The organism is Lentzea roselyniae, assembly GCF_039537795.1.
Lineage (GTDB): Bacteria > Actinomycetota > Actinomycetes > Mycobacteriales > Pseudonocardiaceae > Lentzea > Lentzea atacamensis.
In genome coordinates, this window is the sequence record NZ_BAABBE010000011.1 from 167,524 (window position 1) to 185,648 (window position 18,125).

Annotated in this window: 21 protein-coding genes; 6 read left to right on the forward strand and 15 right to left on the reverse strand. The window is 69.1% G+C overall.

Annotation, left to right across the window (positions count from 1 at the left end; translation table 11 throughout):
- Positions 1-84: 84 nt before the first annotated feature.
- The gene (locus ABFX45_RS21375) at positions 85-876 is read left to right on the forward strand and encodes a TrmH family RNA methyltransferase (RefSeq protein WP_109631766.1); all 792 of its coding nucleotides are present in this window, start codon (positions 85-87) and stop codon (positions 874-876) included.
- Positions 877-900: 24 nt separating this feature from the next.
- Here ABFX45_RS21375 and ABFX45_RS21380 read toward each other — a convergent pair whose 3' ends face one another.
- The 3 genes from ABFX45_RS21380 to ABFX45_RS21390 all read right to left on the reverse strand — a co-directional run bounded on the left by ABFX45_RS21380 (position 901) and on the right by ABFX45_RS21390 (position 5,278).
- A complete protein-coding gene (locus ABFX45_RS21380) occupies positions 901-1,503 on the reverse strand; it encodes a DUF2537 domain-containing protein (RefSeq protein WP_346131765.1) in 603 nt (200 codons plus the stop codon).
- 167 nt (positions 1,504-1,670) lie between these two features.
- Positions 1,671-3,506 (reverse strand): ABC transporter ATP-binding protein, encoded by a 1,836-nt coding sequence (locus tag ABFX45_RS21385; protein WP_346131766.1) that lies wholly within the window; start codon positions 3,504-3,506, stop codon positions 1,671-1,673.
- Positions 3,503-5,278 (reverse strand): ABC transporter ATP-binding protein, encoded by a 1,776-nt coding sequence (locus ABFX45_RS21390; RefSeq protein WP_346131767.1) that lies wholly within the window; start codon positions 5,276-5,278, stop codon positions 3,503-3,505. Before ABFX45_RS21390 ends, ABFX45_RS21385 begins: the two co-directional genes overlap by 4 nt.
- Positions 5,279-5,402: 124 nt before the next feature.
- On the opposite strand from ABFX45_RS21390, the gene ABFX45_RS21395 reads away from it, so the two are divergent.
- On the forward strand, positions 5,403-5,627 hold the full coding sequence (locus tag ABFX45_RS21395) for a hypothetical protein (RefSeq protein ID WP_233439180.1): 225 nt from the start codon (positions 5,403-5,405) through the stop codon (positions 5,625-5,627).
- Here the strand turns inward: ABFX45_RS21395 and ABFX45_RS21400 are convergent.
- The 7 genes from ABFX45_RS21400 to ABFX45_RS21430 all read right to left on the reverse strand — a co-directional run bounded on the left by ABFX45_RS21400 (position 5,614) and on the right by ABFX45_RS21430 (position 10,157).
- Positions 5,614-6,036 carry a hypothetical protein gene (locus tag ABFX45_RS21400; RefSeq protein WP_146231401.1) on the reverse strand — a complete coding sequence of 141 codons (423 nt, stop codon included), beginning with the start codon at positions 6,034-6,036 and terminating at the stop codon, positions 5,614-5,616. The two genes, ABFX45_RS21395 and ABFX45_RS21400, sit on opposite strands and share 14 nt — an antisense overlap.
- Positions 6,002-6,418 carry a hypothetical protein gene (locus tag ABFX45_RS21405; RefSeq protein ID WP_346131768.1) on the reverse strand — a complete coding sequence of 139 codons (417 nt, stop codon included), beginning with the start codon at positions 6,416-6,418 and terminating at the stop codon, positions 6,002-6,004. Before ABFX45_RS21405 ends, ABFX45_RS21400 begins: the two co-directional genes overlap by 35 nt.
- Positions 6,419-6,491: 73 nt before the next feature.
- Complete coding sequence (locus ABFX45_RS21410; protein WP_109631784.1) at positions 6,492-6,905, reverse strand: hypothetical protein; 414 nt, start codon at positions 6,903-6,905, stop codon at positions 6,492-6,494.
- A 64-nt stretch (positions 6,906-6,969) separates the two neighbouring features.
- Positions 6,970-7,305 (reverse strand): hypothetical protein, encoded by a 336-nt coding sequence (locus tag ABFX45_RS21415; RefSeq protein ID WP_146771892.1) that lies wholly within the window; start codon positions 7,303-7,305, stop codon positions 6,970-6,972.
- A 16-nt stretch (positions 7,306-7,321) separates the two neighbouring features.
- Positions 7,322-8,263, reverse strand: coding sequence for a septation protein SepH (gene sepH / locus ABFX45_RS21420; RefSeq protein WP_109631790.1), 942 nt, complete (start codon positions 8,261-8,263; stop codon positions 7,322-7,324).
- Between the two features lie 101 nt (positions 8,264-8,364).
- Complete coding sequence (locus ABFX45_RS21425; protein WP_112228979.1) at positions 8,365-9,501, reverse strand: sensor histidine kinase; 1,137 nt, start codon at positions 9,499-9,501, stop codon at positions 8,365-8,367.
- Complete coding sequence (locus tag ABFX45_RS21430) at positions 9,498-10,157, reverse strand: response regulator transcription factor (protein WP_109631797.1); 660 nt, start codon at positions 10,155-10,157, stop codon at positions 9,498-9,500. Before ABFX45_RS21430 ends, ABFX45_RS21425 begins: the two co-directional genes overlap by 4 nt.
- A gap of 89 nt (positions 10,158-10,246) precedes the next feature.
- On the opposite strand from ABFX45_RS21430, the gene ABFX45_RS21435 reads away from it, so the two are divergent.
- Genes ABFX45_RS21435 through ABFX45_RS21450 form a run of 4 tightly spaced genes read left to right on the forward strand, consistent with a single transcriptional unit; the run spans position 10,247 to position 13,570 of the window.
- Positions 10,247-10,747, forward strand: coding sequence for a hypothetical protein (locus tag ABFX45_RS21435; RefSeq protein WP_112228977.1), 501 nt, complete (start codon positions 10,247-10,249; stop codon positions 10,745-10,747).
- Complete coding sequence (locus ABFX45_RS21440) at positions 10,744-11,781, forward strand: peptidoglycan-binding domain-containing protein (protein WP_109631803.1); 1,038 nt, start codon at positions 10,744-10,746, stop codon at positions 11,779-11,781. Before ABFX45_RS21435 ends, ABFX45_RS21440 begins: the two co-directional genes overlap by 4 nt.
- Positions 11,778-12,428, forward strand: a complete 651-nt coding sequence (locus ABFX45_RS21445) for an ABC transporter ATP-binding protein (RefSeq protein ID WP_109631806.1) — start codon at positions 11,778-11,780, stop codon at positions 12,426-12,428. Before ABFX45_RS21440 ends, ABFX45_RS21445 begins: the two co-directional genes overlap by 4 nt.
- A gap of 29 nt (positions 12,429-12,457) precedes the next feature.
- Complete coding sequence (locus ABFX45_RS21450) at positions 12,458-13,570, forward strand: ABC transporter permease (RefSeq protein WP_233439255.1); 1,113 nt, start codon at positions 12,458-12,460, stop codon at positions 13,568-13,570.
- Positions 13,571-13,621: 51 nt separating this feature from the next.
- Here ABFX45_RS21450 and serC read toward each other — a convergent pair whose 3' ends face one another.
- The 5 genes from serC to ABFX45_RS21475 all read right to left on the reverse strand — a co-directional run bounded on the left by serC (position 13,622) and on the right by ABFX45_RS21475 (position 18,117).
- On the reverse strand, positions 13,622-14,749 hold the full coding sequence (serC, locus tag ABFX45_RS21455) for a phosphoserine transaminase (protein WP_346131769.1): 1,128 nt from the start codon (positions 14,747-14,749) through the stop codon (positions 13,622-13,624).
- Positions 14,750-14,862: 113 nt separating this feature from the next.
- Entirely contained in the window at positions 14,863-15,465 is a 603-nt protein-coding gene (locus ABFX45_RS21460; protein ID WP_109631812.1) for a response regulator transcription factor, read from the reverse strand.
- Positions 15,462-16,517, reverse strand: a complete 1,056-nt coding sequence (locus ABFX45_RS21465; RefSeq protein ID WP_170154738.1) for a sensor histidine kinase — start codon at positions 16,515-16,517, stop codon at positions 15,462-15,464. The genes ABFX45_RS21460 and ABFX45_RS21465 overlap by 4 nt, the downstream gene beginning before the upstream one ends.
- The gene (locus ABFX45_RS21470; protein WP_109631818.1) at positions 16,496-17,296 is read right to left on the reverse strand and encodes an ABC transporter permease; all 801 of its coding nucleotides are present in this window, start codon (positions 17,294-17,296) and stop codon (positions 16,496-16,498) included. The genes ABFX45_RS21465 and ABFX45_RS21470 overlap by 22 nt, the downstream gene beginning before the upstream one ends.
- On the reverse strand, positions 17,293-18,117 hold the full coding sequence (locus ABFX45_RS21475) for an ABC transporter ATP-binding protein (RefSeq protein ID WP_109631821.1): 825 nt from the start codon (positions 18,115-18,117) through the stop codon (positions 17,293-17,295). Before ABFX45_RS21475 ends, ABFX45_RS21470 begins: the two co-directional genes overlap by 4 nt.
- Positions 18,118-18,125: the final 8 nt, after the last annotated feature.

Below are 18,125 nucleotides of genomic sequence, written 5' to 3' on the forward strand. Positions count from 1 at the left end.
ATCATCCGCTGGTCGGGCGTGTGCCATTCCGCCCTCCGGACTACCTCGCCTGTTCCACGTCGGGCCGGATGCGAAACTTCCGGCGTGGCAAAGGTGATCGAGATCAACGATCCGGCCGACCCGAGGCTGGACGACTTCCGCGACCTCTCGACGGCCGATCGCAGGCCTGACCGGCCGGGTGGGCGCGGTCTCGTGATCGCCGAGGGCGTCGTCGTGGTCGAACGGCTGCTGGCCTCGCCGTACCCGGTGCGCGGGCTGCTCGGGGTGCGGCGCCGGATCGAGGCACTCGACCTCTCCGACCTGGACGTTCCCGCCTACGTGACCTCAGCCGAGGTGATGGCGTCGGTCGTCGGGTTTCACCTGAACCGGGGAGTGCTGGCCGCCGCCGACCGGGCTCCGGCGGTGTCGTTCGACGCGTTGGCCGACCGCTCGCAACGCCTGGCGGTCCTGGAGGGCGTGGGCGACCACGAGAACCTGGGTTCGATCTTCCGCAACGCCGCGGCCCTGGGCGTGGACGGCGTGGTGCTGGGCCCCGGCTGCAGCGATCCGCTGTATCGACGCAGCGTGCGGGTGTCGATGGGCCACGTGCTGCGCGTGCCGTTCGCTACCACGGATCAGTGGCCCGCGGCGCTGAACTCGTTGCGGCACAAGGGGTTCACAGTTGCCGCTCTGACCCCGCGCGCCTCCGCCCTGCATCTTGCAGATGCCGGTTTGCGCGGTCGCAGGGTGGCGGTCCTGCTGGGCTCGGAAGGGCCGGGGCTGACCGAGGAGGCGATTTCGGCGGCGGACCTGGCGGTGCGGATTCCGATGTCGTCCGGGGTGGACTCGCTGAACGTGGCCACTGCCGGTGCGGTGGCGTTCTACGCGCTGCTCTAGCGGCCGGGTTTGCAGAGCCGGGTTTCAGAGCAGCGTGAGGATCAGCGTGAGCCAGGCGACGATCACGCCGGTGACCACGCCGTAAGCGACCCAGCGCCACACCGGCACGTTGCGGCCCAGCCACACGCTCGGTGCCAGACCACCCACGACCAGGATGTTCGCGATCAGCGCGAGCCACCGGCTGGTCTCGCCCAGGCCCAGCGACAGCGACACCACGGTCACCGTGACGATCGCCGCCGTGATGAAGCTGACCGTGAGCCCGGTGCCCCACGGCGTCGGCTCGGGTTCCTCGTCCTCGGTCACGGTCTGCACGGTGGCCCTGGGAGGCGCTTCCGGCGCCCCGACGCTCACCAGCTCGCCGCTGACCGGGTCCGTGTACTGGACCGGGGCGTTCATGACGGCCGCGATTCTGCCCGCGAGTTGCTTGCCCCGCCGCGTGACCAGCGCGCTGGCCACACCGTCGGCAGGCGTTTCGGTGCGGACGACCGCGTCCGCGACCTTCGCCCACTCGTGCAGAGCTTCGGCCAGATCGGCGCCCAGCGGCAGGCTGTGCGGGTCGACCTCGCGTTCACCGGACTCGTCCTCGCCGGCTAGCACGGCGCGGCCGTCCCGGACTCGCAACTCCACGAACCCTCCTACGGTCTTTGGGAGCCCTCGTGGCAGAACCTATCGGACGGCTGTGGGGAGGGAGAACGGCTGCGGGGATGCCTCGGCTTCGCCTTGGCCGTTTCGACGGCCAGGTCGTGAGGTCGCGTTCGCGCCAGATCCCCATTGGCGCGAACGCGACCACTGGCCTAGGCGAGCGAGTCGCGCCAGGCCGTGTGCAGAGCCGCGAAACGGCCCCGCTCACCGATCAGCTCCTCGGGGGAGCCGTCTTCCACCACAATGCCACCATCCAGCACCAGTACGCGGTCTGCGATCAGGACCGTCGACAGGCGGTGGGCGATGATGAACGCTGTGCGGTCGGCCAGGACTGTTTCCAGGGCGGCCTGCACGGCGCGTTCGGTGGGGACGTCCAGGGACGATGTCGCCTCGTCCAGGACCAGTACCGCCGGGTCGGCCAGGAAGGCGCGCGCGAAGGCCACCATCTGGCGCTGGCCGGCTGACAGGCGGCCGCCTCGTTTGCGGACGTCCGTGTCGTAGCCGTCGGGGAGGGCGGCGATGAACTCGTGTGCGCCCACCTCGGCGGCTGCCGCTTCGATTTCGGCGCGTGACGCCGACGGGCGGCCCAGGGCGATGTTGTCGGCCACGGAGCCCGAGAACAGGAAGTTCTCCTGGGTCACCATCACCACGGCCCGGCGCAGGTCCGTGTCCGCCACGGAACGCAGGTCGACGCCGTCCAGCTGGACGGAGCCAGCGGTCGGGTCGTAGAAGCGGGACACCAGTTTGGCCAGCGTGGTCTTGCCGGCGCCGGTTGCGCCCACCAAGGCCACGGTTTGGCCTGCGGGCACGTCCAGGGAGAAGCGTGGCAGCACCTGCCTGGACGCTCCGGGGTACTGGAACTCGACCTGGGCGAAGCGGATGGCGCCGCGTGCGTGCGGCAGCGCTACGGGCGAAGTGGGTTCCGGGACCGACGGCTCCTCCTCCAGGACACCGGAGATCTTCTCCAATGCGGCCGTCGCCGAGGAGTAGGAGTTCGCGAACATCGCCAGCTCGTCGAACGGGTCGTAGAAGCGGCGCAGGTACACCGTGAACGCCGTCAGCACACCCAGTTCGAGGGAGCCTCCCGCCACGCGGTAGGCGCCCCAGGCGAGGACGATGGCCAGGGACACGTTGCCGATCACGCGGATCGACGCGGTGAAGGTGGCCATCACGCCGAGGGCGTCGGTGTTCGCGTCGCGGAACTGGGCGTTGAAGCCCTTCATGATCTGCTCGTTGCGGGGCTGGCGGCGGAACGCCTGCACCGCGCGGATGCCGTTCATGGACTCCACGAACTGGACGATGATCTTGGCGATGGCGCCCCGCGTGCCTCGGTAGGCCTCCATCGAGCGGTGGCGGAACCAGCGCCAGATGACGTACGCCGGCAGGAAGCCCGCCACCACGACCATGGCCAGCGGGGCGTCCAGGTAGATCAGGATGATCGCGATGCCCGCCACCGACAGCAGGGCGTTGAACAGGCTGTCCAGACCCTCTTCGAGCAGGTCCTGCAACGCGTCCACGTCGCTCGTCAGCCGGGAGATGACCTTGCCGGACGTGTACGACTCGTGGAAGCCGACGGACAGGCGCTGCGAGTGCCGGAAGATCCGCCCGCGCAGGTCCAGGAGCAGGTCCTGGCCCACGCGGCCGGAGATCCGCAGGAACGCCCAGCGCAGGAACGTCGTCAGCACCGCGCAGATCGCGTAGCCGGCCACGCACCACACCAGGATCGACGCGCCGCCGTCCATCGCGGCCGGGATGCCCTGGTCGATCGCGGCGGCGATCAGCAGCGGGCCCGCCAGGTTCGCGAGGTTGCCGCCGATCACCGCCCCGATCGCGAGCGAAGTGCGCCCCACGTGCGGGCGCAGCAGCGAACCCAGGAGCTTGCGCGACCTGGCCTGCAGGCGCAGACCTGTCGAGTGCGAGATCTCGTCGATCTCCTCGGCGGCGACGCCGCGCCACTCTTCTTGTTGAACCACAGCCTGATCACTCACGACGCCACCTCCTCTGCCACGATCTCCTCGCTGTCCGAGCTGGACAGCAGGCGCCGGTATTCCTCGTTCGTCGCCAGCAACTCGCGGTGCGAGCCGATCGCGGCGATCTTGCCGTTGACCAGCATCGCCACGCGGTCGGCGAGCTGCACCGTGGACGACCGGTGCGCCACCACCAGCGCCGTCACGCCGTGCAGCACCCGCCGCAGCGCGGCTTCCACCTCGGCCTCGGTGTGGACGTCCAAAGCCGACAGCGGGTCGTCCAGCACCAGCACCGCCGGCCTGCCGACGACCGCGCGGGCGAGCGCCAGCCGTTGCCGCTGACCACCGGACAGCGACAGGCCCTGCTCACCGATGCGGGTCGCGAGGCCCCACGGCAGCGCGTCCACGAACTCCTCCGCCTTGGCGATGCGCAACGCCTCGCGCACCGCGGTCTCGGAGACGTCCGGCACGCCGAGCCCGACGTTCTCGGTCACCGACGCGGAGAACAGCACCGGTTCCTCGAACGCCGTGCCGACCACGCGCCGCAGGTCCTCCAGCGCGAAGCCCCGCACGTCGACGCCGTCGATCGTGACGCGGCCGCCCGTGACGTCGGCCAGCCGCGGCACCAGCGCGGTCAGCGTCGTCTTGCCGGAGCCGGTCGCGCCGACCAGCGCCACCGTCTCACCGGGACGCAGGTCGAGGTCGATGCCCGAGAGCACCTCCTTGCCGTCCTCGAACGCGAACCGCACGCCCTCGAAACGAACGTGCCCGCGCAGCGGCGTCGGCAGCGGCGCGGGCCGGGCGGGGCTGGTGATCGTCACGGGGGAGTCGATGACCTCCCAGTAGCGTTCCAGTGCGGAGGCGGCCTGGTTCGTCTCCGCCAGCAACCAGCCGATCGAGTCGATCGGCCAGCGCAGGTACGCGCTCACCGCCACGGCGGCGATCAGCGTGCCGACAGTCATCGTGCCGTTGATGATGCCGATCGCGCCGACGCCGAGCATGCCCGCGATCGACAGCTCCGGCAGCACGATCAGGACCGACCACAGCGACGCCAGGATCGAGATCTTCTGCAGCTCAGTCGCCCGCAGGTCACGAGCCTGCGCCAGGAACCGCTTCGAGAGCTCCGGCCCGCGCCCGAACGCCTTGAGCACCCGGATGCCGAGCACCGACTCCTCGACGGTCGTGGTCAGGTCGCCCGCCTGGTCCTGCGCCTGCCGCGCGACGACCTTGAACTTCTTCTCGAAGAAGTACGAGATCACGATCAACGGCAGCGCACCGCACAGCGACACGATCAGCAGCGACGGCGAGAGCGCCGCGATGATGCCCAGCCCGATCACGATGACGATGCTGTTCACGATCAGGAAGACGATCGCGAACGCGACGAACCGCCGCACGGTCGTGAGGTCGTTCGTCGCGCGGGACAGCAGCTGACCCGACTGCCACCGGTCGTGAAACGCCACCGGCAGCCGCTGAAGGTGCTGGTAGAGGTCGAACCGCATGCGTGCCTCGACCTCGGCCGCAGGCCGGGCGACGATCTTGCGGCGGATGTAGAAGAGCGTCGCCTCGCTGACACCGAGCACCAGCACGCCGAGGATCAGCCACGGCAGCAACTCGGTCTGCTTGTTCTGAATCGGACCATCGACGATGCGCTGCGTGAGCAGCGGGATGCCAAGACCGCACAGCATCGCGAGCATCGTCGCCGAGACCACGACAGCCATCCGTGCGCGGTGCGGCCGCACGTACGGCCACAGCCTTCGCAAGGTGCGGATCGTCGAGTTACGTTGATCGCTCACGCGATGAGCCCCCTCCAGGTCGTCTCCAAAGTACGAAGGACGACCGACAGTCAGCATCCGGTTTTTCTCCCCACCGGAGCCTGCTGTCTCGACTTAGGTCGAGGTCAAGGGCACGATGACCGACATGACGCGGTTTCTGCGAACCGAGCAGACGATGGCGTTTCCACACGGACGGCTCATCGCCTCACACGATGGAGCGAACTACGTGCTGGCCCCGGACGGCTGGGACCACCTGGCCGGCCCACGGCCGCGGCACGCGATGTACGTCTCCCGCGAGGAGGCGGAGGACTGGTGCGAACGCGAGGGCTGGGACCTGAACCTGCTCGACGAGGTGCCTACGACCTCTTGAACGTGAAGAGTGCGACCAGCCCGTAGGCGACGGCCGCGAGCAAGGCCTCGGCGTGGTGCCGGTTCGTGAACCACCCGAGGACGGGCTCGTGCACCTTGAAGTAGAGGCCGAGCCCCAGCAGGATCGGCCCGAGCAGGATGATCGGCCACACCGGCCGCACCCCGAAGATCCACAGGATCGGCCCGGCCAGCACCAGCGACGACACCAGCGCGAGCGGCAGCCCGATCAGCACGAGCAGCAGGAACGTCGACATCGAGGTGCTGTCGAGCCACGACTTCAGGAAGCCCGACTCGTACGCCCACGTCCACCCGAGCACGAGCCCCGCCCCGACGGCCATCGACAGGACGACCCGGAAGAGGAGCCGGCGTCCTGCCTTACCCGTCTTGCCCGCTGTGCTCTGTTCGGTCACGCCGACCACCGTAACCAGCGGTCACCGCAGCGGCCAAGGCGTAGCCACCGGCAGCCGCGATCGCGACCACGAAGATCCCGGCGTCCTCGGGCAGCTGAACCTGCACGAACCTGAGACCGAACGTGCTGATCAGCAACAACACGACCGCACCCGCTGTCCCCACCACGGCGGTCGGCCAGGCGGGGGAGAACCGCGCGAGCCGCAGCAGCCCCCACCCCACGACACCCCAGACGATCACCAGGGCCGGCACGACCAGCAGGATCAGCCCGACGACGCACTCCAGCCCGCTGTCCCGGCACAGGAACTCCCCCGACGGCTGGAGCGACGCGAACCACCCCGCCCCGCACAACGACCCCACCAACCCCGCTGTGACCGCCCTCATGCGACCGATCATGGCGAGTCGCGGGTGACCTCGCCATGAGGGGAACTGCGCGACCAGAACCCGGAGCACGTGCTCACGCCGTCCGCCGCTGGCCGACGCACAAGGCGGCAACCGCGTAGCCGACGCACGCGACCAGCACGTACGCGATCTCCAGGAAGCGATGAACATCCTCCTGGTACAGGTCGCCGAGGTGGAACACCCGCACGTAGATGACCGCCAGGAACAGCACGAACCACAGCCCGCTGCCGATCCCCGCCGTCCACCACCCGCGCTCCGTCCGCAACGCCCGGAACCCCGTGCAGATCAGCGCCGCGGCGACGACCATCCAGATCGAGAAGTTCAGTCCGAACGCCAGCGGGAAGGCGGCACCGCAGCCCGCCACGACGGGACCGCTGTCGCAGTACCGCGTGAACAGTTTCAGGGTCAGCAGGAACCCGGCGCCGGCCACCGTTCCGACGACGGCACCGACCGCAGTGCGCAACACCATGCGCCAAGAGCTACCTGATCTTCGACGCGATCAGGCCGGCCTGCACGAACCCTCCACATCACCTTCACCGGGTGAGCACGGCGATCAACGCGTACAGCGCCGCGAACACCAGGAAGGCCAGGAAGGGCAGTCCGAGCAGGAGCACCATCGCCACCACGGACATGAGGGTCGCGGGCACGGCCACCAGCCCTGCCCGCGACACACCCAGAGAACGCAACGCCACCCACCCGAGCGCCGCCGCCACCACCGCGAAGACCGGCACGGTCATCACGAAGGTGCCGAGGCAGCCCCAGTCCTCGAACGAGCAGACCGCGCCCGACGAGATGAGTGCGAACACTCCCCACCAGGCGAGACCGAGGAGTGCGCCCACTCCGGCAGCCAGCGCGACACGACGTCCCACGGCGTCAGCCGATCAGTCAGCGGTTCGACCGCACGCCCAGTAAAACGTCCTCCCACGAAGGGACGATGGGGTGGTTCTTCTTCCCCCGCTTGGGAGGAGGGTCCTTGCGCACCGGCTTCTCCGCGGCGGGCTCCTGCTCCTTCTTCACCGGTGGTGGAGGTGGGGCAGGAGCGGGCTCCGGCTCTGGCAGCTCCTCCTGAACCGGCTTCTCCGCCACGACCGGAGCCGGAGCGGGGGCCGGCGCTGGTGCAGGCGCCTGAACCGGCACCGGAGCAGGCTCCTCCGCGACGGGAGCGGGGGTGGCCACCGGAGTCGCCTCCAGGGCCTGCCGCGCCAGCTGCGTCACCGGCCGCACCGTGCGCAGCGTGCGGTTCGGGTTCGGGTCCATGAGGTCGACAGCGGCGTCGTCCAGCGCTGTCACCGTGCCGCCCTGCGCACCGGGGTGGAACGCCCAGTGCGCCCGGTTGTCCGAGCGTCCGGTCTTCCAGTGCAGCTGCACGATCCAGCGGCCGTCGTCACCGCGCCACGAGTCCCACGAGGTGTCGGAGAGGTCGTGTCCGCGCAGGCCGAACGAGTGCGCGACGACCTCGCCGAGCGTCTGCACGTCGGGGCCGTCCTCGCGGACCGGGTGCGCGCGCTGGGCCAGATCGGCCGTGCGCGAACGCTCCAGCAGCACCGGGTACGCGAACCGCTCGATGCGGTGCGTCGGCATGCCGGCTGCGGCCGCGACCTGCTCGATCGACTCACCGGCGCGGATGCGGGCCTGGATCTCGCGCGGCCGCATCTGGGCCTCGCCTGCCTCGATCTGCATCTGGCCGAGGCGGGCCAGATCACCGCGCAGTGCAGCCCGAAGGCGCTCGTCGGCGGGGAGCGTGAAGCGCTCGCCGCGGTTTTCGGGGTCCTCGAGGATGACGGACTTGCCGTCCTCGTCGAGCCCGATGACTCGCAGCGCTCGCATCGTGGCCTCCCTGAATTTGCACCTCGCCAGCAGACAACGTTAGGACAACGAGCCACCCGGGGGCGGGAGGCGCGCCGATATCTCAACGTGATCTTGCCAGTTCACGAGGGCTGTCGCACGTTCGTTTCCGGAAGGTTCACCTGGACCACCAGGCCGCCTCCCCCGTTCGGACGAGCCTTCACCGACCCCTGATGCGCCCGCGCCACGGACTGCACGATCGACAGACCGAGGCCAGATCCGGCGGTCCCGGTGCGGTCGCGCAGCCGCCGGAACGGTTCGAACAGGGCGGGCACGGCCTCCGCGGGCACGGTCGGCCCGGTGTTCGAGACGACGAGTTCTCGATCAAGACGGACCGACACGGTCCCGCCAGGTTTGTTGTAGAGCACGGCGTTGCGCAGCAGGTTGCCGACCAGCTGCGCGAGCAGCACGGGATCGCCCTCGACCAGATACGGCCGCACCGACACGTCGAAGGTGACTTCCTTCGCAGCCGCCAGCGAGGCGCACGACTCGACCTCGTCCTCGATCGTCTCGTCCAGCCAGACCAGCTCCCGGGTGGCCAGGCCGCGATCACTGCGTGCGAGCAGCAACAACCCGTCGATGAGCTTCTCGCTTCGCTCGTTCGTGTCGAGCAGGTGCGCTCCGAGACGGCGCATGTCGTCCGAGGCGCCGGGATCGGCCAGCGCCACCTCGATCAACGTCCGTTGCACGGCCAGTGGCGTGCGCAGCTCGTGTGACGCGTTCGCGACGAACCGCTTCTGGCTGTCGAACGACGACGCGAGCCGGTCGAGCATCCCGTCGAACGTGTCCGCGAGCTCCTTGAGCTCGTCCTGCGGCCCCTCCAGCTCGATCCGCTGGTCCAGCCGTTCCGCCTCCAGCCGGTGCGCGGTCGTGGTGATCGAGTGCAACGGCGCCAGCACCCGGCCGGCCACCACCCAGCCGAGCCAGACGGCGAGCACCGCGGCCACGAGCAGCGCGATGATCGACTGCCACAGGACGGTGCTCATCGTGGCCATCTTGAACTGGTCGCCGGTGATCACCTGGGTGTCGCCGGGCAGTTGCGCCGCCTCCACCACCACGTGGCCCGTGTACGGGTCGATCGGAAGCGCCCGTGTCACCGCGACGCTGCCGTCGACCGGCATCCACTCGGCCAGCAGGAAGTAGTTGAGCCCGATCAGCGCGACGCCCGCGATCAGGAACACCCCGGCGTACCAGGCCGTCAGCCTGGTCCTCAGCGTCACGAGCCGAACCGGTAGCCGGCACCGGGCACCGTCTCGATGACCTGCGGCGCGCCCAGCTTGCGGCGCAGCGTCATCACCGCCACCCGCACGGCGTTCGTGAACGGGTCGGCGTGCTCGTCCCAGGCCTTCTCCAGCAGCTCCTCGGCGCTCACCACGTTGCCCTCCGCCCGCATCAGCACCTCCAGCACGGCGAACTCCTTGGGCGAGAGCGGCAGGAACTTCCCGTCCCGCGACGCCTGGTGCCGGGGCACGTCCAGCGTGACGCCCGCCCGTTCGAGCACCGGCGGCAGGGCCGGTCGAGCCCGGCGGCCCAGCGCCTGCACGCGCGCCACGAGCTCGGCGAACGCGAACGGCTTGGTCAGGTAGTCGTCCGCACCGAGTCCGAGCCCGGTGACCCGGTCGTCCACTTCGGCCGCCGCCGTGAGCATCAGCACCCGTGCCTCGCCGCCGGTCGAGTGAACCGCCTTGCACACCTCGTCGCCGTGCACGAGAGGCAGGTCGCGGTCGAGCACGACGACGTCGTACGCGTGCACCCCCACCCGCTCCAACGCCGCTTCGCCGTCGTAACAGACGTCGACCGCCATCGAGAACCGGCGCAGTCCCTCGGCGATCGTGTCCGCGAGCAGCTGTTCGTCCTCGACCACCAGCACACGCATGACACCTATTTTCCGCGTGCCGGGGATAAGCGCCGGATAAAGGCTTTCGCTTAACGCCGTCGAATGACGCCCTCCGTAGACCTGTCGCCGTGAAGAAAACCATCCCAGTGCTGATCGCCGTGCTGCTGGCGCTCGTCGCCTGTGGCAGCAAGCAGGACAACGGCAACGCCAAGAAGGACGACACGGGCGACATGGTCAAGTTCGCCCAGTGCATGCGGGACAACGGTGTCGACATGCCCGACCCCGAGGACAACGGCAAGGGCGGTGTCGTGATGCGCGCGGCACCGGCCGAGGACGCCGGCTCCGACGGGCAGGCGAGCAAGTTCGAGGCCGCGCACAACGCCTGCAAGCAGCATCTGCCCAACGGCGGCGAGTTCAAGCCTCCGTCACCGGAGGAGCAGGACAAGATGCGCCAGCAGGCGAAGTGCATGCGGGACAAGGGCCACAACTGGCCTGACCCGCAGTTCGACGGCAACGCCAAGGGACAGGCGATCGAGCTGCCGGACATGGAGGACGAGAAGGTCAAGCAGGACATGAAGGACTGCGGCCTGAACATCCAGATGGCGACCGCGCCGGAGGAGGGCAAGTGAAGCGGAAGGTCGTCATCACCGCGATCATCGCGGCCGTCCTGCTCGGCACGGGTGGGGTCGTGGTGCTCACCAGAGTCGCGTCGAGCCAGGCGAACGCAGAGCCTCCCAAGTCGGATCCGGTCAAGACGGCTCCGGTGAAGAAGACGAACCTCGCCGACCAGCAGTCCATCTCCGGGCAGCTCGGCTACGGCGCGGAACGAGCGCTGGCCGGTCGCAAAGGAGGCACCATCACGGGTCTGCCCGACCAGGGCGCGGTCATCGACCGCGGCAAGGCGGTGTACTCGGCAGACGCGAAGCCTGTGCCGTTGTTCTACGGATCGCTGCCGCTCTACCGCGACCTGGAAGCGGGCATGCCGAACGGACCCGACGTCAAGGTCGTCGAAGAGAACCTGTCGGCCCTGGGGTTCAAGGACTTCGGCGCCCCCGACGAGAAGTTCACCTCCTACACCGCCGCCGCCATCAAGAAGTGGCAGAAGGCGAACGGCCTGGAGCAGAACGGAAAGCTCGGCCAGGGCGACGTCGTCGTGCAACCGGGCGCGATCCGGGTGTCGTCGCTGGTCGCGCAGCTCGGCGCGCCCGCTGGCGGTGAGGTGATGAAGGTGACCGGCACCGAGCGCGCGGTGACCGTCGAACTCGACACCAACAAGCAGCGCCTCGCGAAGGTCGGCGAGAAGGTCGAGCTGTCGATCCCCGGCGGCAAGCCCACCACCGGCACCATCCAGTCCGTCACCAAGACAGCGGGCAACGGCATGGACCAGAAGGCGAAGCTGGTGCTGACCATCTCGGTCGACGACGCGGCCGCCGCGGAGGGCGTCGACTCGGCCACGGTCTCGACCGTCTTCACGGTCGGCAAGAAGCAGAACGTGCTCGCGGTGCCGATCGGCGCGCTGCTCGCGTTGTCCGAGGGCGGCTACGGCGTGGAGACCGAGGATCGCAAGATCATCAAGGTCACCGTCGGCCTGTTCGCCAAGGGCCAGGTCGAGGTCAGCGGCGACGGTCTGCGCGAGGGCATGAAGGTGGTGACCACCGAGTGATCACGATCGACCACGCGAGCCGGACGTATCCGGGTGGCGTGCAGGCGTTGCGGGACGTGTCGCTGAACGTCGGGGGCGGCGAGATGCTCGCGATCGTCGGCCCGTCCGGCTCCGGCAAGTCCACGCTGCTGCACCTGATGGGCACGCTGGACAAGCCGACCACGGGCCGCGTCGAGATTGATGGGAACGACGTCTCCTCGTTGTCGGACAACGACTTGTCGGCCTTGCGGGCACGCACGATCGGCTTCGTGTTCCAGCAGTTCTTCCTCACCGACGGCCTGTCGGCGATCGAGAACGTCGCCGCGGGCCTGGTCTACGCGGGCGTGCCGCGGCACAAGAGACGTGCCCTCGCGATGTCCGCTTTGGACAGAGTCGGGCTGATCCACCGCGCACTGCACAAGCCGCACGAGTTGTCCGGTGGTGAACGTCAGCGCGTCGCCATCGCTCGCGCGGTCGTGAACACGCCAGGGATCCTGCTGGCCGACGAGCCGACCGGAAACCTGGACACGCGCAACGGTGCCGGTGTGCTGGAACTGTTGGAGGGCTTGAACAACGACGGCACCACAGTCGTGCTGATCACGCACGACCGCGACGTCGCCGCACGGGCGCCACGACGCATCGAAGTCCGCGACGGGGTGATCGTGTGATCGACCTGCTGCGCCTCGGCTTCTTCGGGATGCGCACCCGCCCGATGCGCGCGGTGCTGTCCGCGCTGGGCATCGCGATCGGCATCGCCGCACTGGTCGCCGTGATCGGCATCCCGGCGTCGAGCGCGCAGGCGTTGAGGGACAAGCTCAACACGCTCGGCACCAACCTGCTGACCGCGGCGCCCGGCCAGACGTTCGGCGGCAGCGACGCCAAGCTGCCGGAGACCGCGGTGCCGATGGCTCGCAGGATCGGCGCGGTCACAGCCGCCAGCGGCACCGGCTCCATCTCGGCGAACGTGCGCAAGACCGACCACGTGCCGTCCAGTGACACGCTGGGCCTGCGGGTGGCCGCGGCGGACCAGGACCTGCTGAAGGTGCTCGACGCCAAGGTCGACAGGGGCCGGTGGCTGCAGCCCGGCGAGAAGTCCATCGTGCTCGGCTCGACCGCCGCCTCGCGTCTGGGCATCGAACGCGTCGGCACGCAGGTGTGGATCGACGGGCAGTGGTTCAGCGTCGTCGGGATCCTCGCGCCGCTGCCGCTCTCGCCCGAGATCGACAGGGCCGCGCTGATCGGCTGGGAGGCGGCGAAGGAGGTGTTCGGCTTCGACGGCAGCCCGAGCACCGTGTACGTGCGGACCGACAAGGACCAGGTCGACGAGGTCCGCAAGCTGCTCGGCCCGACGCTGAACCCTCAGCAGTCCAACGAGGTGAAGGTGTCGCGGCCGTCCGACGCGCTGGCCGCGCAGCAGATCGCGGAGAACAGCTACAACGCGCTCTTCCTGGGACTGGGCGGGGTCGCGTTGTTGGTGGGTGGCGTCGGCGTGGCGAACACGATGGTGATCTCGGTGCTGGAACGGCGCAGGGAGATCGGTCTGCGGCGGGCGCTCGGGGCGACCCGGCGGCAGATCAGATGGCAGTTCCTCACCGAGTCGGTGCTGTTGTCCGGCCTCGGCGGCCTCGTAGGGGTGGTCGTCGGGATCGCGGTCACGGCTGGTTACGCGATCAGCCAGAAGTGGCCGGCGGCACTGCCGTGGCCCGCCCTGCTCGGGGGAGTGGGCGCGGCCATGGCCATCGGCGCCATCGCCGGCGTCTACCCGGCGGTCCGGGCGGCCCGCCAGTCGCCGACCGAAGCGCTTGCCTGAAAGCCCTGGGGTGCACCGAGAAGTCTCGCGGTGCACCCCAGGTTGCGCTTCTCAGAGCTGGCCGACGACCCAGTCGACGGCCTGCGTGAGGATCGTGATGTCGTTCGGCTCGATGGCCGGGAACATCGCGACCCGCAGCTGGTTCTTGCCGAGCTTGCGGTACGGCTCGACGTCGACGATGCCGTTGGCGCGCAACACCTTCGCCACGGTCGCCGCGTCGACGTCGTCGTTGAAGTTGATCGTGCCGACGACCTGCGAGCGGTCAGCGGCCTTCTCCACGTACGGCGTCGTGTAGGCGGTCTTCTCGGCCCAGTCGTACAGGCGGCTGCTGGAGTCCTTGGTGCGGCTGACCGACCAGTCCAGGCCACCGTTGCCGTTGATCCAGTCGATCTGCTCGGCCAGCAGGAAGAGCGTGGCGATCGACGGCGTGTTGTACGTCTGGTCCTTGGTGGAGTTGTCGAGCGCCGTCGGCAGCGACAGGAACTCCGGCACCCAGCGGTCCTTGAGCTCGTCGACGCGCTCCAGGGCCTTGGGCGACATCAGCGCGATCCACAGGCCGCCGTCCGAGGCGAACGACTTCTGCGGCGCGAAGTAGTAGACGTCGAAGTCCTCGGCCTTGACCGGCAGACCACCCGCGCCCGACGTGGCGTCGATGGCGATGAGCGCGTTCTCCGACCCCTCCGGCCGGAGCACGGGCATCGCGACACCCGTGGAGGTCTCGTTCTGCGCCCAGCCGACCAGGTCGGCGCCCGCGGCGTAGAAGAGCTCGGGCGCGGTGCCCGGCTCGGCCTTGGTGACCAGCGAGTCCTTCAGGAACGGCGCGGTCTGCGTTACCTTGGCGAACTTGGACGAGAACTCACCGTTGGTGAAGTGCTGGGCGGTCTCGCGGACCAGTCCGAACGAGGCCGCGTCCCAGAACGCCGTGGTGCCACCGTTGCCGAGCACGACCTCGTAGCCCTCGGGCAGCCCGAAGAGCTCACGCAGCCCGGACCGGACGCGGCCGACGAGGTTCTTGACGGGCTTCTGCCGGTGAGACGTGCCGAGCAGCGCCGCACCCTCGGACGCGAGGGCGGCGACGGCCTCGGGCCGCACCTTGGACGGTCCACAGCCGAAGCGGCCGTCGGACGGCTTGAGCTCGGCGGGAAGCACCAACGTGGTCGGATCGGCGGTCTGGGTCATGTGGTCACGCCTCCGGGGCGGATTGACGAGCTGAAGGGACCTGACCGGCGCCGTTGCCGGAGTTCACAGTGTTGCAGGCGGGTGGCCGGGAGATGTCAGCCGGGTGTCCTGGGTCACTGCAACATGCCCCGATCCATGGCGGTCGTCACCGCCGCGGTGCGGTCGGACACGCCCAGTTTGTTGAACACCCTCAGCAGGTGAGTCTTCACGGTCGCCTCCGAGATGAACAACGTCCGTCCGATCTCGACGTTGGACATACCCTTCGCCACCAGTCGCAACACCTCGGTCTCCCGCGCGGACAGCGGCGGTGTCCGCACCTGCCCGACGACCTTCGCGACCATCGACGGCGCGAGCACCGTCTCCCCACGTGCCGCCGCCCGGATCGCGGCGATGAGGTCCTCGGTCGTCGAGTCCTTGAGCAGGTACCCGGACGCCCCGGCCTCGACCGCGCGAAGAATGTCCGAATCGGTTTCGTACGTGGTGAGCACCAGCACCCGCGGCCCGGTCCCGACGATCTTCGACGTCGCCGTCGCCCCGTCCATCTCTGGCATCCGCAGGTCCATGAGCACGACGTCCGGCTGCAACGCGGCGGCCTGCGTGATGGCCTCCTGACCCGAGCCCGCCTCGCCGACGACCTCCAGATCGTCCGCCACGAGCATCCCCCGCAGGCCCTGGCGGACCACCGGGTGGTCGTCCACCAGCAGAATCCTGATCACAGCGGTACCTCCACCAGCACCGACGCCCCCTCATCGCTCGACAACGAGAGCGTCCCACCCACCTGTTCCAGCCGGGCACGCATGCCCCTCAACCCGAAGCCCTCCGGCGCGTCGCCGAACCCGCGGCCGTCGTCCCGCACTTCCAGCGAGACGCAGTCCTCGTCGAACCTCAGCACGACGTCGACCCGCGAGGCACCCGAGTGTCGTGCCACGTTGTTCAACGCCTCCTGCACGGTTCGCAGCAGCACGACCTCGACCGATGTCGGCAGTCCGGCGGCATCCCCGATCACCCGGAACGAAGACGGCAGAGCAGCCCCGGAGACCAGCCGCCGCAACGCGTCCTCCAACGAGGAACCGTCCAAAGGAGATGGTGCGTTGGAAGCCACCAGCGCCCGTGCCTCACGGAGGTTCTCCCGCGCGGTCTGCAGCGCCAGCTCGACGTTCGGCTGTGCGCCCTGCAGCAGCGTGATGATCGACGTGAAGCCCTGCGCCAAAGTGTCGTGAATCTCGGCGGCCCACCGCGCCCGCTCGGCCTCCAGCGTCAGCGCCTCGATGCGTTGCAGCAGTTCGCCGCGCTGCTGGTTCTGCTGCGCGATCCGGCTGACCGCCCATCCGAATGCCTGGGAGAAGCCGATGATGATCAGCGCGGCCGGCCACGACAGCGCGGGCACCGCACCGGCGAACCAGGTCAGGAGCTGCGGCGTGAACACGAACAGCGCCATCGGGTAGAACGCCCACGTGACCGGCAGCACCATGTAGATCTGCGGGACCAGGCCGAACAGAGCGAACGTGGCGTTGCCGCTGAACCAGACCGCGGGCGCGAAGGTGGCGAGCGAACCGGCCGCGTAGACGAGACCCTGCCAGTTGCCGTCCTCGCGCTGCACCAGTTTCCGGCCGTAGAACACGAACCACAGGCCGTTCAAACACAACAACCCCGCCGCCGACAGGCGGTCGGCGAGGGTGTTGTCGTCGATCAGGACGAGTGCGAGCGCGGTCGCCTGGGTGATCGCGAAGAGCACGTACCAGGTGATCAGCGGCTGGTGTTGCTCCACTTGAAGGTCCGGCTGACCAGCACCAGTCCCGCGATCGTCCACGCCCCGAGCACCAGCGCGATCCTGCCGAGCTCCCATGATCCCGCCGCCTCCATGACCGCGTAGCCGTCGTCCAGTGCGAACACCGAGCGGAAACCCTGACACACCCACTTGAGCGGGAAGAGCGAACCCGTCACGCGCAGGGACTCCGGCAGCGCCGACAGGCTGATGAAAACACCGGACAGGAACTGCAGCACGATGTACGGCAGGTTCAGCACGCCTGACGCGTTGCGGGTGGACTTCGCGATCGAGCTCAGCGCGACACCGATCAGCGAGCACGAGATCACGCCGAGCACGAACACCCAGCCGAACGTGAACCACTTCTCGGCGGTGGAAGGCAGTTCCACGTCGAACCGCAGCATCGCGACGACCAGCAGCAGCACGGCTTCGAACAGGCTGGACACGAAGACCAGGACGATCTTGCCGATGAAGTAGGACGTGAACGGCATCGGCGTGCCGCGCAGGCGCTTCAACGTGCCGTCCTCGCGGTCGGCCACGACGCTCATGCCGAGCCCGACGAACGACGTGGAGATGATGCCGGCGCCGATCATGCTGGCGGCGAACATCTGGCCCTCTGCGGCCTCGTGCACGTGAACGGTGCCGAGCAGCAGCATCAGGATTGCCGGCAGCGACACCGTGAAGATGAGATTTTCCTTCTGCCGGAAGAACTCCCGCAGCTCGGTCGCACCCCTTGAGAGACCGAGCGACAGCGTCGATGGCAGTGCGGCTGCGGTCGTCATGCGATCAGCTCCAGGTAGACGTCTTCCAGCGACGGGCGGGTGACGGTGAGTTCGGCGAGCTCGCCGTGCCTGGACAGGTCGGCGATCACCTTGGTGGGTTCGGAGGTGCGGACTTCCCGGTAGCCGCGGTCGGACAGCCAGCGGACGGTCGCGTCGGCGTGCGCACGGCCGCTGAGCGTCTGCGGTGTGCCCTCGGCGACGATCCGGCCGCCCGCGAGCACGGCCACGCGATCGGCGAGCGCCTCCGCCTCGTCCAGGTAGTGCGTGGTCAGCAGGATCGTGGTGCCCTCGCCCGCCAGCAGCTTGATCAGGCCCCAGAACTGGCGGCGTGCCTGCGGGTCGAAGCCCGTGGTCGGCTCGTCGAGGAACACCAGTTCGGGTCGGCCGATGATGCCGAGCGCCACGTCGAGCCGGCGGCGCTGGCCACCCGACAACGTGCCGGCGCGGGACTTGGCCTTCCCGGTGAGCCCGACGAGGTCGATGACCTCCTCCGGGTCGCGCGGGTCGGCGTAGTACCTGGCGTAGTGCTGCACGGCCTCGCGCACGGTCAGCGTCGCGGCGTCCGTCGCGCTCTGCAGAACGATGCCGAGCCGCGAACGCCACTCCCGCCCGGCTTTGGCCGGATCCACGCCGAGCACGCTGACCTCGCCGCCGTCGCGGTCGCGGTGGCCCTCCAGGATCTCGACGCTCGTGGTCTTGCCGGCCCCGTTCGGGCCGAGGACGGCGAACACCTCGCCGCGGGCGACGTCGAGGTCCACCCCTGCCACCGCCTGGTGGCCCTTGTAGGCCTTCGTCAGGCCCCTCACTCGAATCGCGTTCATGGGGTAAA